Source organism: Pelosinus propionicus DSM 13327, assembly GCF_900114615.1.
Taxonomy (GTDB): Bacteria; Bacillota; Negativicutes; order DSM-13327; family DSM-13327; genus Pelosinus; species Pelosinus propionicus.
Genome location: NZ_FOTS01000080.1, coordinates 1 through 14,873 on the forward strand (window position 1 = coordinate 1; position 14,873 = coordinate 14,873).

Sequence of the window (14,873 nt, forward strand, 5' to 3'; positions counted from 1 at the left end):
AAGCCTATTATGTTATTCATGGAGATTTTGTAACACTCAGCGATGGTACAGGAGTGGTTCATATTGCACCTGCTTACGGTGAAGATGATAACCGAGTAGGGCAGAAATATGATCTTCCTTTGATTAATTTGGTGGATGTTCAGGGAAATTTCATAGAAGAAGTTACCCCATGGCAAGGAATGTTTGTTAAAAAAGCCGATGAGAAAATCATTGAGACTATGAAGGAGAGCGGTATTCTCTACAAAGCAGAAAAATATCTTCATTCCTATCCATTTTGCTGGCGCTGTGATACACCACTTTTGTATTATCCGCGAGATTCATGGTTTGTAAGGATGTCTTCCCTGCGAGAGAAACTCCTGGAGAATAATGATACGATTCATTGGTATCCTGACAACGTAAAGAAAGGCCGTTTTGGTAATTTTTTAGAAAATGTTATTGATTGGGGACTAAGCCGGGAACGATACTGGGGCACTCCTTTGCCCATTTGGGAATGCGATTGTGGGCATCGGGATTGTATTGGCAGTATTGCCGAATTAAAGGAAAAAGCAATTCAGGTATCTGACGATATTGAGCTTCACAAACCTTATATTGATCATGTACTGCTGCAATGCAGCGTTTGCGGTAAGGAAATGAAAAGGGTGAGCGAGGTGATTGATTGCTGGTATGATTCGGGTTCCATGCCTTTTGCGCAGCATCATTACCCTTTTGAAAATAAAGAATTGTTTGAGCAAAACTTCCCTGCACAGTTTATATCAGAGGCTGTGGACCAGACGAGAGGTTGGTTTTACACGCTGCTTGCCATATCTACAGCTATATTTGATAAGAGTTCCTTTGAAAATTGCATCGTCCTTGGGCATGTACTAGATAAAAATGGTATTAAGATGTCAAAGCATAAGGGAAATGTTCTAAGCCCCTTTACAGTCTTAGAAAATCAAGGTGCAGATGCATTGCGATGGTATTTTTATACTGCTAGTGCTCCTTGGCTTCCTTCACGCTTTTATGAAGATGCAGTCATTGAAGTACAGCGCAAATTCTTGAATACGTTATGGAATGTATATTCGTTCTATGTGCTGTATGCACAGATTGACCAGTTTGATCCTACTAAGTACCAAGGAAGAACAAGCAGCCATGTCATGGACAAATGGATTATATCCAAATTAAATACCATGATCCATAAAGTGGATGAAAATTTGGAAGCATATGATATAACAAAAGCTGCAGAGCTTATCCAAGATTTTACCGATGAACTGTCAAATTGGTATGTAAGGAGAAATCGAACTCGTTATTGGGCGATGGATATGATTGATGATAAGATCCATGCTTATCTTACTCTACACACCGTGCTAAAAAATCTGGTTATTGTAGCAGCACCGTTTGTCCCTTTTATAACGGAAGAAATTTATCAAAATCTTGTAGTTCAGCTTGATGAAAAGGCACCAGAGAGTGTTCATCTGTGCAGGTGGCCTGATTACGATGAAAATCTTGTTGATCAGCAGCTGGAACAAGAGATGGAATTGACTTATAAGATTTGCAGTCTTGGGCGCAGCGCGAGAAATCTGGCTAATATAAAAAATCGGCAGCCTCTTTCCAAAATGCTGCTGAGTACCAAGGAATTGCCCGAGTATTACATTGCGATTATTAAGGAAGAATTGAATCTTAAAGATGTAGAAGTTAATGCTAATATGTCAGACTATGTAAGTTATAATGTAAAACCCAATTCACCAGTACTAGGAAAAAGCCATGGCAGATTTATACCTGGGATCAGAAAAGCGATCGCTGCTATGGATCAAATGGAGTTGGCATTAAAGATCACAAGTGGTCAATCGATTATAATTGAAATTGATGGCACGCCTATTGAATTTAATGCTGAAAATTTATTGGTTACCATGAGTGGTTTAGAGGGATTTGCTTTTGCAGGGGAAGGTGATATCGGTGTTGTTCTTGACACCCATATTTCTGAAACGTTACGAACGGAAGGATATGCTAGAGAAATCATTAGCAAACTCCAGAATATGAGAAAAGATAGTTCCTTTGAAGTCATGGATAAAATTAAGATTTATATGACGGGAAATGCTCTTCTAGAAGAAGTTGTACGACAATATCGAGATTATATTATAAACGAAACCTTAGCTGTGGAAATTGTATTTGATGAAGTTAGAGAGTATACTGATGTAACGATTAACGGTGAATTACTGAAGCTGGCTCTTGTTAAGCAATAAGATGATAAAAACTACTCATGTTGAAAAATGTGAGTAGTTTTTTGTTTTGATGGATATTATGGAATAGATTGTTATCTGAACACGGTTGTAATTGCAATCACTGTATTCAATTGCTGTAAGGCAAGAGGTGTAATTTTAAGTGTTCGATTCAATTGTCCCGAACCTCCATAGATGCAAGGATAGGAGAATAGCTGCTTATCTAAAATATGGGGAAGTGGTATGCCGATCATCGGAAGATTTCCTGCATCGAATCCTGTTCGCTCTTTAACCTCTTCCCGGTTTGCCATTCTAATCTTTTTACAGCCCAAAAGAAAAGAAAGGTCCTGTAATTTAACCCGCCTGGAACTACCAGAAATAACAAGAGCAAAGAAATCAATATCTGTTTTAATAATTAGGGTAGGTGCAGTTTGACCAGTGTCAATTTTAAAGTAATCAGCACCTTCCTGCGCTGTTAGCAGAGGTTGATTGTGATAAATAAATTCGTGCGCAAAGTGACTAGTTTCTAAGATGTTTTTGACAATATCCATAAAGCACCTCCTATGTTTTTCTATTATTATATTGATTATGACTCATAAGAATCACAAGAAGTTAAAATTTTATCATACGATTTCATTTTAGCATGAATAAGTTACTTTGCCAGCATAAGGATTCTTTGAATTTCGATTTTTTCTACATAAGGGTCATAACTTAAATCAGTGAAGGAGATACTGATACTATGATATTTTCTTTATGAATTAGGAGGTCTGAATTTGGAAAAAAGAGAGAATGGTTTATCAGCTTGGCAATTGGCCATGATGGCACTTGGAACTGTAATTGGGGGATCGTTCTTCTTGGGATCGGCAGTAGCCATTCGTACAGCGGGCCCAGGAATCATTATCTCTTATTTGTTGGGAGGTGCTATTGTTTATGTTATATTATTTGCTTTATCAGAAATGACAGTAGCTGATCCTGCACCTGGATCTTTTCGGACTTTTGCTCAAAAAGCCTATGGTCCTGGGGCGGGGTTTGTTGTTGGTTGGGTATATTGGAGTGGCCTGGTCTTAGCTATGTCCAGTGAAGCTACTGCTGTGTCTATTATTTTGCGTACATGGCTTCCTAACATTTCTCTGCCTTTCTTAGGAGCTGTCATTATTATCGGGGTATCACTACTCAATTTATTAGGCGCTGATCAGCTCAGTAAATTAGAGAGTGGATTAGCGGCAGTAAAACTGTTCGCTATCATCGGTTTTATTGTTCTGGGAGTTGCTTTGATTGGCGGATTTATGCCAGGAATAGCTGCTGTAGGAATAGGGGCAATCGCAGATGAACCTTTATTTCCAGCTGGCATATGGGGGATTGCCGGAAGTATGCTTATTGTGATGTTTACGTATGCGGGTTTTGAGATTATTGGTTTAGCGGCATCAGAAACAACGGACCCTGTTCGGATAGTACCGAGGGCTATCACATATACGGTTATTGGGTTAGTAGGATTATATGTAGCAGCGATCGTTGTTTTACTGCCCTTAGTGCCAACAAATGTTTTGACGGCTGAGGAAAGTCCTCTAGCTTTTGCTTTGGTTAGATGGAATTTGGGCTGGGCAGGAAATGCAATTGGAATGATATTGGTGACAGCCATACTTTCTACTATGTTAGCTGCTATGTTTGGGCTAGGCCGGATGATTCGATCTTTGGCTGATGAAGGTCATGCTCCCTCATGGATCAAGGATGCGGGCAATGTACCCTATCGTGGGATTCTTTTCTCCGGGATAGCGATGCTTGTGGGACTTGGGCTTGGTTTTATGCTTCCTCAGCAAGTATACCTTTTCTTAGTTAGTTCCGGTGGTTTTGCATTGCTTTTCTCCTATGCAGTAATTGTGGCTACTCATTATAAATTGCGAAGAGGCAATAGCTGTCCACCTGAAGGAAAATGTCAGCTGCCAGGATATCCGATTACATCTTGGCTAACTTTTATCAGTATTCTTATGATTATCTTAAGTATGCCCTTAGTTCCAGGGCAGGGGGCAGGCCTAGTAGCAGGAGTGATATTAGTCATTTTATTCTCAGGGATTTATATAGGTCAAAGTATGTACCAGAAAAGGCTGGTAGAAAAAAGGCTTCCCGTTAATCGTTTGCAGTTTGAAGCGGCAAGAGAGTTGGGGGTTGAGCTGAAAAAAACAAAAAAAGTAAAAGAAGAAAAGGATAAAAATGATATTTCGTAGCCTGGGTGCAGTCGATTGTTGCCTCATTGTCACAAAAAGAGGAATTTTTAGATAATATGTTGAAGGTTTTATATTCGGTGATAAATTTATGAATAGTACCATTATATGTTTACTTTTCGTAGGATATGAATGATCTTAGAAAATATATGGCAAGGAGGAGAATATGCTTACAACAAGTTTTAAACGAATTCATTTAGTTGTGATGGACTCTGTTGGAATTGGCGAAGCGCCTGATGCTGCAGATTTTGGTGATTTTGATGTAGATACTTTAGGGCATATTGCTAAAGCATGCGAGGGACTTAACATGCCGAATATGGGTAAACTAGGTCTTTCTAATATTAGAAACATTCAAGGTATTGATCCTGTAGATCATTCGCTTGCTTATTATACAAAAATGCAGGAATTATCTAAAGGGAAGGATACTATGGCGGGACATTGGGAAATCATGGGACTTTATACCGCTAAGCCTTTTCGTGTATTTCCCAATGGCTTTCCGGATGAGTTGATTCGCCGAATTGAAGAAAAAACAGGACGGAAAGTTATCGCCAATAAGCCTGCAAGCGGAACCCAAATCATTCAAGAGCTTGGTGAGGAACATGTGAAAACAGGGGCACTTATTGTTTACACATCTGCTGATTCGGTGTTGCAAATTGCTGCACATGAAGAGATTATTCCAGTGAAAGAACTGTATGAGATTTGTGCATTTTGCAGAGAAATTACTCTTGAAGAACCTTATAAGGTAGGGCGTATCATTGCCCGTCCATTTGTGGGCGAGCCAGGTAATTTTACTCGCACTGCTAATCGTCATGATTATGCATTAAAACCGTTTGGTCGGACTGTGATGAATGAGTTGAAGGATGCAGATTTTGATGTGATTGCTCTAGGAAAGATATCTGACATTTATAAAGGTGAGGGCGTTACAGAATCAATTCATACCGTCTCTAATATGGATGGTATGGATAAGTGGGTTGAGGTTTTGGATAGAGACTTTACCGGTATTAGTTTTTTAAATTTAGTGGATTTTGATGCTTCCTTTGGGCATCGTCGTGATCCCAAAGGATATGGGAAAGCATTAGAAGAGTATGATGCTCGTTTACCAGAAGTGTTCGCTAAGATGACGAGTGAAGATTTGTTGATTATTACTGCTGATCATGGAAATGATCCAACTTACCATGGCACTGATCACACGAGAGAGTACGTGCCCTTACTTGCTTATTCTCCTCGCTTTGCTAAAGGCAAGGAACTGCCTATACGAACATCTTTTGCAGATATTGGTGCGACCATTGCAGAGAATTTTCAAGTGAAAATGCCGGAATACGGCAATAGTTTTTTACAGGAGTTAAAATAATAGTAGATGAATAATTGCGACATTATCAAATCACTAAGGTTAAAATAAACTATTGACATTTTTTTACGGTAAGATTATAGTTAGTGTAATCATTTAAACGCATATAACTTTCTAGTGGAACTGACCAAAAGAAGTTTTGGAGGCGAAACGGTTTGCTCTTTTTTGAGCAAATTGTTTCGCCTCTTTTTATTCCAATATGAATCATGATTGTTAATCAACTTGCTAAAAGGAGAAACGAGTAGGAGGAAGTCGTATGAAGATCAATTTAAAGACACCTGTAGTTGAAAGTCGTGAACAGCGCCTTGGCACCATCATTGCATGGGATGGAAAGGCAGCCGATCTTTCAAAAGAATCAGCTTATGCTCGAGGTAATTGTGAAAATACTTGCGGGGATAAAGCACGCAGACTTTGTGAAATGGAGGGGCCATTCACGCAAGGTTCTGTTTGTAGTGAGCAAATGGTAGAATGTCAAGCGGGTCATGTGCGAAATGCCGTGCTGATTCAACACTCTCCGATTGGCTGTGGAGCAGGGCAAGTCATCTATAATTCTATTTATCGCAATGGTCTGGCGCTTCGCAATTTACCAGTGGAAAATCAGCATGTCATCTGCACGAATCTTTTGGAAGAAGATATGGTCTATGGAGGGGCTGCTAAGCTGGAGCAATCCATTCGAGATGCTTGGGAACGCAATCATCCCAAAGTGATCTTTATTGCAACCTCTTGTGCTACTGGTATTATTGGAGATGATGTAGATGGTATAGCCAGCCAAATGGAGGTAGAACTGAAGATACCAGTTATTCCGCTGCATTGTGAGGGATTTAAGTCAAAGCATTGGAGTACTGGATTCGATGCCACTCAGCATGGGATCGTAAGGCAGATTGTACGTAAACAGCCTAAGAAGCAGGAAGATTTAGTAAACGTTATTAATTTGTGGGGATCTGATATCTTTACTCCTATGTTGGCGGAGCTGGATCTTCGGGTCAATTATGTGATTGATCTGGCAACGGTAGAGGATTTAGAACAGCTCTCCGAAGCTGCGGCTACAGTTGGATTTTGCTATACCTTATCTTCTTATATGGCCGCAGCCTTAGAACAGGAATTTGGTGTACCAGAAATCAAAGCACCTCAGCCTTATGGCTTTGCGGGAACAGATGCTTGGCTGCGTGAATTAGCGCGTGTTACTAACCGAGTAGAAAAAGCAGAAGCGTATATTGCTAGAGAGCATGCACGAATAGCTCCTCGTCTGGCGGAACTGCGTGAGCTTCTTAAAGGGAAAAAAGGTTATGTTGCGACTGGCTCTGCTTATGCTCACGGTTTAATTGCCGTCCTCCGGGAATTGGGAGTGGAAGTGGATGGTTCATTGGTATTTCATCATGATCCTGTCTACGACAGTCAAGATCCCCGACAGGATTCTCTAGTGCATTTAGTAGACAATTATGGAGATGTTCCTTTTTTTAGTGTAAGCAATCGGCAGCAGCATCAGTTTTATGGCCTGCTGAAACGAGTCAATCCGGATTTTATTCTGATTCGCCATAATGGTCTTGCTCCTTTGGCGTCACGCATGGGTATTCCGGCTGCTCCTTTAGGAGACGAGCATCATTCATTGGGGTATCAGGGAATTATTAATTTAGGTGAATCCATATTAGATATTTTGGCACATAAGAAATTTCATCAAGATTTAGCGGCGCATACGAAATTGCCTTATAAACAGTGGTGGCTTGATCAGAAAGATCCCTTTGTTTTGGCAAAGGAAAGCAAATTAGGCAATAAGGAGGAACCTTCATATGTTTAATCTTGAAGTTTCACATAAAACGAATTCGATTCAGCAAATTCGCTATGTTTGTGCTATCGCTGCCATGCATAGTGCTTCTGCTATTCCAGGGGTAATTCCAATTGTTCATTGTGGTCCTGGATGTGCAGATAAGCAATTCATGAATCTTGCTTTCTATAATGGTTTTCAGGGGGGAGGATATGGAGGCGGTGCTGTTGTACCCAGCACAAATTCTAGAGAATTGGATGTAGTATTTGGAGGAGAAAATCGCTTGCGTGAACTCATCAAAGCTTCGATCAAAATTCTGGATGCAGATTTATTTGTTGTATTAACAGGCTGTATTTCTGATTTAGTTGGCGATGATGTAGGTTCTATTGTTCGAGAATTTCAGGATCAAGGTGTTTCGATTGTTTATGCGGAAACAGGGGGATTTAAAGGCAATAATTTTACGGGGCATGAACTAGTGGTGAGAGCGATCATTGATCAATATGTAGGAGATTATGATGGTCCGAAAAAGCAAGGTTCTGTAAATGTTTGGTCTCTGCTCCCTTACCATAATACCTTTTGGCGTGGTGACCTTACTGAGATTAAGCGGATATTAGAAGGGATTGGTCTTACAGTCAATATACTTTTTGGACAGGAATCTAAGGGCGTGGCAGAATGGAGGGATATTCCTAAGGCCCAATTCAATCTTGTACTCTCACCTTGGTTAGGTCTGCAGACAGCGAAACATTTAGAAGATAAATATGGGCAGCCTTTCCTGCACGTTCCCGTTATTCCTATTGGAGGAAAAGAAACGAGTGCATTTTTGCGCAAGGTGACACATTTTGCAGAGCTGGATATTGCTAAAGCTGAAGTCTTTATTAAGGAAGAGGAAAAGCAGTATTATCATTATCTTGAAGGATTTTCTGATTTTTATGCCGAGTATTGGTGGGGACTGCCTGCCAAATTTGCTGTCATCGGTGATAGTGGGTATAATCTTGCTTTAACGAAATTTTTGGTCAACCAGTTAGGAATCATTCCTGGAAAACAGATTATTACTGAAAATCCACCGGAGGAATATCGCGCTGCAATTCGTAAGCAGTATCAAACGATTGCAGAAGATGTCTTTACGGATGTTGAATTTGAAGAAGATAGTTATGCGATTCATCAGAAAATCAGGCAAACGAATTTTGGACATAAGCCTCCTATTGTATTTGGTACAACGTGGGAACGAGATTTAGCAAAGGAATTAAAGGGGGCGATTGTAGAAGTTGGATTTCCTGCATCTTATGAAGTAGTGCTTTCAAGATCTTATATAGGATATCGAGGTGCTCTTACTTTGCTGGAAAAAATTTATACTACCACAGTAGGAGCCAGTGCTTAATACAATCGGCTTGCAGTACTCTTAGAAGGGGACTGCAAGCCGATTTTTCATCATAATGCTGCTATTAAGGAACGGAATAGGGAGAGATTGTTGTCTAGTTTATTTCCTTCTAGAAGATCGTTGAGGGCTAGTTCATAGTGGAGTGGGGTTATGCCAGGAATCTTATTGTGTTTTGCAATACTAGCAAGAAGGGCAATGTTTTGCATTTTAGGGTTACTTAATTTTGTAGGTACTATCTGGTATTCCAGGATGCTGCGGTATTGACATGCAGCACTGATATCTTCTGATTTTAAAAGACGTTCTTTTTTTAGCCTGACTTGCAGAGGCTGCCACTGAGTATCATAATAGATCAGTGTTCCGCCATCTCTTAGATGGGAGTTAAGGCCGCGTAAGGCTTCATTTTTTTCCAATGCGATAACCAAGTCAGCACATCCTGTCTGTATGAGTGCAGAATGGGCATGTGAACCAATACGAACACAGGATGATACGGTGCCGCCGCGTTGTGCAAGACCATGGGTATCGGTTCCGCGTACTGGAAACCCAGCATAGTCAGCGGCTCGGATGATTACTTCACTCAATAAGCCAATGCCTTGTCCGCCGACTCCAATAATGTAAATATCCATCTTTACGGGCATCAGCTATTGCCCTCCTTTGTTGGGTGTTTATGAAGGATCGCCTTTGTAGGGCAGGTTTGTTTGCAGGAACCGTCGCCGATACAAAGATCTTTATGGACGACTATGGCTCCTTCATCGTTGCGTTGAAAAGTTGGACATGCAAAGCCACTTATACAGGCATAATTTTGATTGCAGTCGTCTGTAATTTCTACAGGGGAAGGCAGTGGCTTTCCTTTTGCATGATGTTCTTTCATTAATTTTAGCATGCAAGGATGTTTGGCTATGATTATTTTAAATCCTTTTTCAGTAAGGGCTGCTTTAGCTGCTTCTGTCAGATGATTTTGTGCATAGGCATCGATTTCACGGATATTCGTAATTCCAATACCATTTAATACTTGTCGTATGGGGATCTTTTCTGTTGGCCCATTAACATTGTAACCGACACCAGGATGACTTTGGTGACCAGTCATAGCGGTAGTTCCGTTGTCAAGGAGAATCAGAGTGAAGTTGTGATGATTAAAAACGGCATTAATAATTCCTGGTAAACCAGCATGAAAGAAGGTGGAATCTCCTAAGAAGGCAACTACCTTACGGCTGTTATTAAAGAGGGAAAGGCCGGCAGCAGTACCACAGCTGTGTCCCATGCATAATAGTACTTGCCCCATATGATACGGTTCCATAATGCCAAGGGTGTGGCAGCCGATATCAGCAACCGTAATATCATTCGGATCAAGAGCTTGCTTAATCGCATGAAATGCCGAACGATGCCCGCACCCTGGGCAGAGCTGTGCTGGCCTGGGTGACCAGTGCAAAAAAGGGGCAGCGTTTTTTTTATTGGGGAGTAAATGAGGCCATGTTTTTTGAAGAATCTTATATACTTTTTCAGGAGTGTATTCATTCAGCCAGTCTTCGTAGTCCTGCTTACCGATTATTTTCGTGGAGATACCTTGATCATAAGCGAGTGCCTTCACTTGCTGTTCGATGAAGTCATCCAATTCTTCTAGGATTTTGACTTCCTTGTGCTGGCGAATAAAATCGGCAACTAGGTACTTCGGCAAAGGATGAATAATACCTAGCTTAAGAATATCGGGCTTTAAACTGCTTTCCTCTACTACATCTTGTAAGGATTGAAAGGGGGCTCCCATCGTTATGATTCCATAAAGGGGGTTATTATTGTTTATAATAGTATTTAGAGAGGAGGTATCTGCATCAACAGAGAATTGAGCTAGTTTTTCTAAGGCTCGTCGTTTTAAAGGCAGGACCAGCTTCGTAGTTAAAGGTATATAGGGACCATTATCTACGTTAAAGCAAGATGAATGATCAAGGGGCAGAGGTGTCCAAGAGGAAAAGGTAACATTTTCTTTTGCGTGGCAGACATGAGTAGTCATTCTTAAAATCACTGGCATACAACGCTTTTTCGATAGTTGAGCGGCTTCTTTAAACATCGTATAAGCTTCAGTTGGGGTAGATGGCTCCAACATAGGAAGATAGGCAAGGCGGGCATAATGACGATTATCTTGTTCGTTTTGTGATGAATTGGCTCCTGGGTCGTCACCGAGTACAATCACCATGCCGCCGATTACTTCCATGTGCCCGAGCTGAACAAAGGTGTCGGCAGCAACGTTTAGTCCGACGCTTTTGAAAAAGACAGTTGATAAATGCCCATTAATAGAAGCACCAAAGGCAACTTCTGTAGCGACTTTTTCATTGGTTGAAAACTCAAAATAAAGAGGGTTTTTGTCTTTGGGAATTGCTGTTATGGCTGCAGCAATTTCTGGTGTAGGGGAACCAGGGTAGGATGTGACAACTCTAACACCTGATTCAATCATTCCACGAACGATAGCCGTATTACCCATGACAATCTCGGTACTTCCATATGGCGAGATAAGAACATTACCTAGCTTTTTCATTCCATCACCTCTATGTATTTTATAGAATTAATGACAGTGGCATGCTAAAAATTTAAATAGGAAAAAAATAAAAAAGAAGGACTTACCGGATATCAGTAAGACCTTCTTTTTAGTGGCAGATTTTATTAATGACGAAGCTTGCTGCCTAGCAGCAGCAAACGATGTGGAACACGAATGACTCCTGTGCCTAAGCTGACTCCTAATATAACAAGTAAAAGAGCCACAAAGTGATACCAATATAATTGCTCTCCCAGGAAAATGGCAGATGCAAGGACTCCTATTATCGGAGAGCCATTTTGAAAAAGAGAGGATGTTGAAGCACCAACTTGCTGTATTGCTGTATTCCACCATAATGCTCCTAATGCTGTACTAAAGAAACTGGAAAAAAGTAAAACTGCTATTGGCCAGAAATCGTAAGCGCCTGGATAATTCCATATCGGATTTACAAAGAGACCCATGACCAGTAAACCAACAGCTGCTACGCAGTGACTATAGGCAGTAACAATTAAAGGGGGGACAAACAAGGTAGCTTTTTTTACAAATAAGGACCCTATGACAAAGGTAATGGTTGCAATAAACATCATCCCGTCACCAACTAGGGTAGCGCTGCCTTCTGAACTGCCAGAAACAACTAATAACAAGCCGCTGAATCCAAATAGTATTGCGATTCCTTTGGCCCAGGTAAATTCTTCTTTTAGCAGCAAGCTAGCAAAAATGGTTGTAAATAAGGGATTGAGTCCCAAAATAAGAACTCCATGTATTCCGCTGGTAGCAGTCAATCCCATGGTGAGTACGATCTGATGAAAAAAAATACAGAACATCGAAACACCAATGATGGGGCTCCATTCTCTGAACGATAGTTTCTTATAACCATGCTGTCGCCATGCAAAGGGCAGCAGTAAGGCGCTTGCCAGAAATAAGCGTATTGGAGCCAATGCTAACGGTGGGAAAAATTGAGTAAGATACTTAATGGACACCACATTAACTCCCCAGAGAACCACAACTAGGATCAGTAGTAAGTATATGCGGCGGTTGTTTGCTGTGTTTTTCAATATCGTCATCCTCTGCATTTTAAATATTTATTTATCTTATCATAGCTTTGCAGAAAGGGAAAGAGACATTTTCGAAATTGTTAGAAATGGAAATTTTTGAATCCAAGGATCAACTCTTCTATAAATTTGTCTGTGGCTGCAGGAATGATAATGTCTTTTCGATAGATAACGCCCATGGATTTTTTCATGTGAGGATCGTCTATAGGGATGGAGATTATATGATCATTTCCAAAACTATTAATATAAGAGCGAGGAAGAATGGTTACTGCAATATTACGGCCTACAATTTCTAATAAATGCTCGAAAGGCATTATTTCTATCATGGGATTTAATAGAAAACCGAGTTTTTCTGTAGCTTGGTCAATAAATTGTCTGATGATATATTTAGGAGGGAGTAAAACAATGGGGATGGATTGTAGCATTTCTAAAGCTACATTTGAGTGTTTGGCAAGTGGATTGTCTTTGTGCACTGCAATACATAATTCTTCGGTATAGAGATGAAGATTTTCTAATTGAAGATCATCTAATGGAAGAAAGGCAATGCCGATATCTAATTCATTTGTTAATAATTGTTCTTTTATTTCTTCTGTGGATAATTGCACAATGGATATTTTAACACCAGGGTAGCGAGTATGAAATTTTACAACAGAAGAGATTAGCAAGTGACTTCCAGAACAGCCAACCGCAAGGTGACCGCGTTTTAATCCTTCTAATTCCTCAATCGCAGTGTGTGCTTGTTTTAATTCTCCAAAGATTTGTAAGCAATGATGATAGAGAATATCACCTGCTTTGGTGACAAAAACTTTTTTACCGATTCGGTCGAATAGGGGGGAGCCGATTTCGCTTTCTAAAATACGAATTTGTTGACTTAAGGTAGGTTGAGAAATGTTTAATTTTTCAGCTGCCTTTGTAAAATGAAGTTCTTGGTACATGGTCATAAAATATTCTAAATGCCGAAGTTCCATAATTTTCACATCCGATCATAGTTTATAACAATGATTATACTAAATATTATTAAATTGAACAATTGAAAATTCTCTCTTATAATTAAGTCTAACAAGAAATTTGAGTAAGGGAGGGAATAAGATGAGATATCAAGCATTTTTATTTCTTTTGTTATGCAACTTATTATGGGCAGGTAATTTTGTCTTTGGAAAGATATTAATTAATGAATTTTCGCCAATGTGGATTACATTTTTACGTTGGTTGATTGCGTGCAGTCTTCTGTTTCCGATTGCAGCACGATATGAGAATTTAAGTTATGATATGATGAAAAAGATATTGAAAAATTCGTGGGTGATTTTAACATGCATGGGGATAACGGGAGGAATTTTATTTAATCTTTTTACCTATTCTGCATTACAGTTTACAACTCCCACAAATGGAACGTTAGTGTTTTCTCTTACCCCTGCCATTACGATGATTTTTTCTTTTATCATATGGAAAGAAAAAATCTCATTAGTGCAGCTATCAGGTCTAATTGTTTCGTTCTTAGGTGTGACAACATTGCTGACTGGCGGCAAGCTTATGCAAGTTTTTCAAATGGATTTGAATAAGGGAGACCTTTTGATGATTGGTGCAGATGTATGCTGGATGATATATGCTTTCTTATGCAAGATGTCAGATCGAATACCTCCGGTTACGGCTGTTGCTCTTTCTTCGCTAATTGCTGTAGTAATTATGATTCCATTTTTAATCGTGCAGCCTCTTCCAATTTATCAGATCAGTACAATGGGGTTTAATGGAATTTTATATGTTGGTTTTTTCGCTTCTGTGTGTGCGTTTGTTTTATGGAATTTTTCAGTTCGTACGGTGGGTACAAATATTGCTAATCTTACTGTAAATCTAATTCCTGTTTACACGGCTATGATCACTCTTCTATTGGGAGGCGTAATCACAGGGGCTCAATTATGGGGTGGGGGAATGGTAATCTTAGGATTATTATTAACAAGTCAAAAGAGAAATGACTCTATTGAAATTTATGTCAGTACTCCAGATGTCGATATCTGCAAGTCTGCTGAGAAATGCCCTTATTGCGCAAATTGAAAATGATTCCTGCAATATGCATAGTAAAAAGGGGCTGTCTCAATAAGAAATTGAGATAGTCCCTTATATGTATTAAAAATACAAGAGGCAGGTTCCGAAGAACCTGCCTCTTGGTGTAGAATTAAACTGCTATGAAAAACTTTACACATATAAATCCTACAACAAAAACAAATTCATATCAACTAGTTTTACCGCTTCCTATCGAAATCCTCATACCAGAAAACGATTCGGTCAGGCTGTTAAGTAAGATAATGGATCAACTTGATTATTCGCTGTTATACAAAGCGTATTCTCGTAAAGGCAGAAAATCAGTAGTCTCACCTAAAATGCTTTTCAAAATTATCGTTTA

11 protein-coding genes and 1 pseudogene are annotated in these 14,873 nt (G+C 39.8%); 7 read left to right on the forward strand and 5 right to left on the reverse strand.

Annotated elements, in window-relative coordinates; translation table 11 throughout:
- Positions 1–2,219 (forward strand): isoleucine--tRNA ligase (locus tag BMZ99_RS24380; protein ID WP_090944188.1); only part of this gene is annotated, 2,219 nt, incomplete at its 5' end.
- Positions 2,220–2,290: 71 nt separating this feature from the next.
- Here the strand turns inward: BMZ99_RS24380 and BMZ99_RS24385 are convergent.
- Complete coding sequence (locus BMZ99_RS24385; protein ID WP_090944191.1) at positions 2,291–2,746, reverse strand: aminoacyl-tRNA deacylase; 456 nt, start codon at positions 2,744–2,746, stop codon at positions 2,291–2,293.
- Positions 2,747–2,968: 222 nt separating this feature from the next.
- On the opposite strand from BMZ99_RS24385, the gene BMZ99_RS24390 reads away from it, so the two are divergent.
- The 4 genes from BMZ99_RS24390 (at position 2,969) to BMZ99_RS24405 (ending at position 8,902) form a co-directional block, all read left to right on the forward strand.
- Entirely contained in the window at positions 2,969–4,417 is a 1,449-nt protein-coding gene (locus tag BMZ99_RS24390; RefSeq protein WP_090944194.1) for an amino acid permease, read from the forward strand.
- 163 nt (positions 4,418–4,580) lie between these two features.
- Positions 4,581–5,765, forward strand: a complete 1,185-nt coding sequence (gene deoB / locus BMZ99_RS24395; protein WP_090944197.1) for a phosphopentomutase — start codon at positions 4,581–4,583, stop codon at positions 5,763–5,765.
- A gap of 253 nt (positions 5,766–6,018) precedes the next feature.
- Entirely contained in the window at positions 6,019–7,557 is a 1,539-nt protein-coding gene (locus tag BMZ99_RS24400) for a nitrogenase component 1 (protein ID WP_090944200.1), read from the forward strand.
- Positions 7,550–8,902 carry a nitrogenase component 1 gene (locus BMZ99_RS24405; RefSeq protein WP_090944202.1) on the forward strand — a complete coding sequence of 451 codons (1,353 nt, stop codon included), beginning with the start codon at positions 7,550–7,552 and terminating at the stop codon, positions 8,900–8,902. The genes BMZ99_RS24400 and BMZ99_RS24405 overlap by 8 nt, the downstream gene beginning before the upstream one ends.
- 50 nt (positions 8,903–8,952) lie before the next feature.
- Here BMZ99_RS24405 and BMZ99_RS24410 read toward each other — a convergent pair whose 3' ends face one another.
- From BMZ99_RS24410 to BMZ99_RS24425, 4 genes are all read right to left on the reverse strand, one after another.
- Positions 8,953–9,537, reverse strand: a complete 585-nt coding sequence (locus tag BMZ99_RS24410; RefSeq protein ID WP_090944205.1) for a 2-oxoacid:acceptor oxidoreductase family protein — start codon at positions 9,535–9,537, stop codon at positions 8,953–8,955.
- Positions 9,537–11,426, reverse strand: a complete 1,890-nt coding sequence (locus BMZ99_RS24415; protein WP_090944207.1) for a thiamine pyrophosphate-dependent enzyme — start codon at positions 11,424–11,426, stop codon at positions 9,537–9,539. Before BMZ99_RS24415 ends, BMZ99_RS24410 begins: the two co-directional genes overlap by 1 nt.
- Positions 11,427–11,551: 125 nt before the next feature.
- Entirely contained in the window at positions 11,552–12,478 is a 927-nt protein-coding gene (locus tag BMZ99_RS24420) for a DMT family transporter (RefSeq protein ID WP_090944210.1), read from the reverse strand.
- An 80-nt stretch (positions 12,479–12,558) separates the two neighbouring features.
- Positions 12,559–13,443: a LysR family transcriptional regulator gene (locus BMZ99_RS24425; RefSeq protein WP_090944213.1), complete on the reverse strand. Its 885-nt coding sequence runs from the start codon at positions 13,441–13,443 to the stop codon at positions 12,559–12,561.
- 121 nt (positions 13,444–13,564) lie between these two features.
- Between BMZ99_RS24425 and BMZ99_RS24430 the strand changes: the two genes are divergently transcribed.
- Together BMZ99_RS24430 and BMZ99_RS26840 are read left to right on the forward strand one after the other, a co-directional pair.
- Positions 13,565–14,524, forward strand: coding sequence for a DMT family transporter (locus BMZ99_RS24430; protein WP_090944217.1), 960 nt, complete (start codon positions 13,565–13,567; stop codon positions 14,522–14,524).
- Positions 14,525–14,655: 131 nt separating this feature from the next.
- Positions 14,656–14,873 (forward strand): annotated as a pseudogene (locus tag BMZ99_RS26840) (hypothetical protein); the annotation flags it as partial.

Coding starts and splice junctions, on each gene's coding strand:
- BMZ99_RS24385 (WP_090944191.1), bottom strand. CDS start 2,746: ATGGATATTGTCAAAAACATCTTAGAAACTAGTCACTTTGCGCACGAA.
- deoB (WP_090944197.1), top strand. CDS start 4,581: ATGCTTACAACAAGTTTTAAACGAATTCATTTAGTTGTGATGGACTCT.
- BMZ99_RS24400 (WP_090944200.1), top strand. CDS start 6,019: ATGAAGATCAATTTAAAGACACCTGTAGTTGAAAGTCGTGAACAGCGC.
- BMZ99_RS24405 (WP_090944202.1), top strand. CDS start 7,550: ATGTTTAATCTTGAAGTTTCACATAAAACGAATTCGATTCAGCAAATT.
- BMZ99_RS24410 (WP_090944205.1), bottom strand. CDS start 9,537: ATGCCCGTAAAGATGGATATTTACATTATTGGAGTCGGCGGACAAGGC.
- BMZ99_RS24415 (WP_090944207.1), bottom strand. CDS start 11,426: ATGAAAAAGCTAGGTAATGTTCTTATCTCGCCATATGGAAGTACCGAG.
- BMZ99_RS24425 (WP_090944213.1), bottom strand. CDS start 13,443: ATGGAACTTCGGCATTTAGAATATTTTATGACCATGTACCAAGAACTT.
- BMZ99_RS24430 (WP_090944217.1), top strand. CDS start 13,565: ATGAGATATCAAGCATTTTTATTTCTTTTGTTATGCAACTTATTATGG.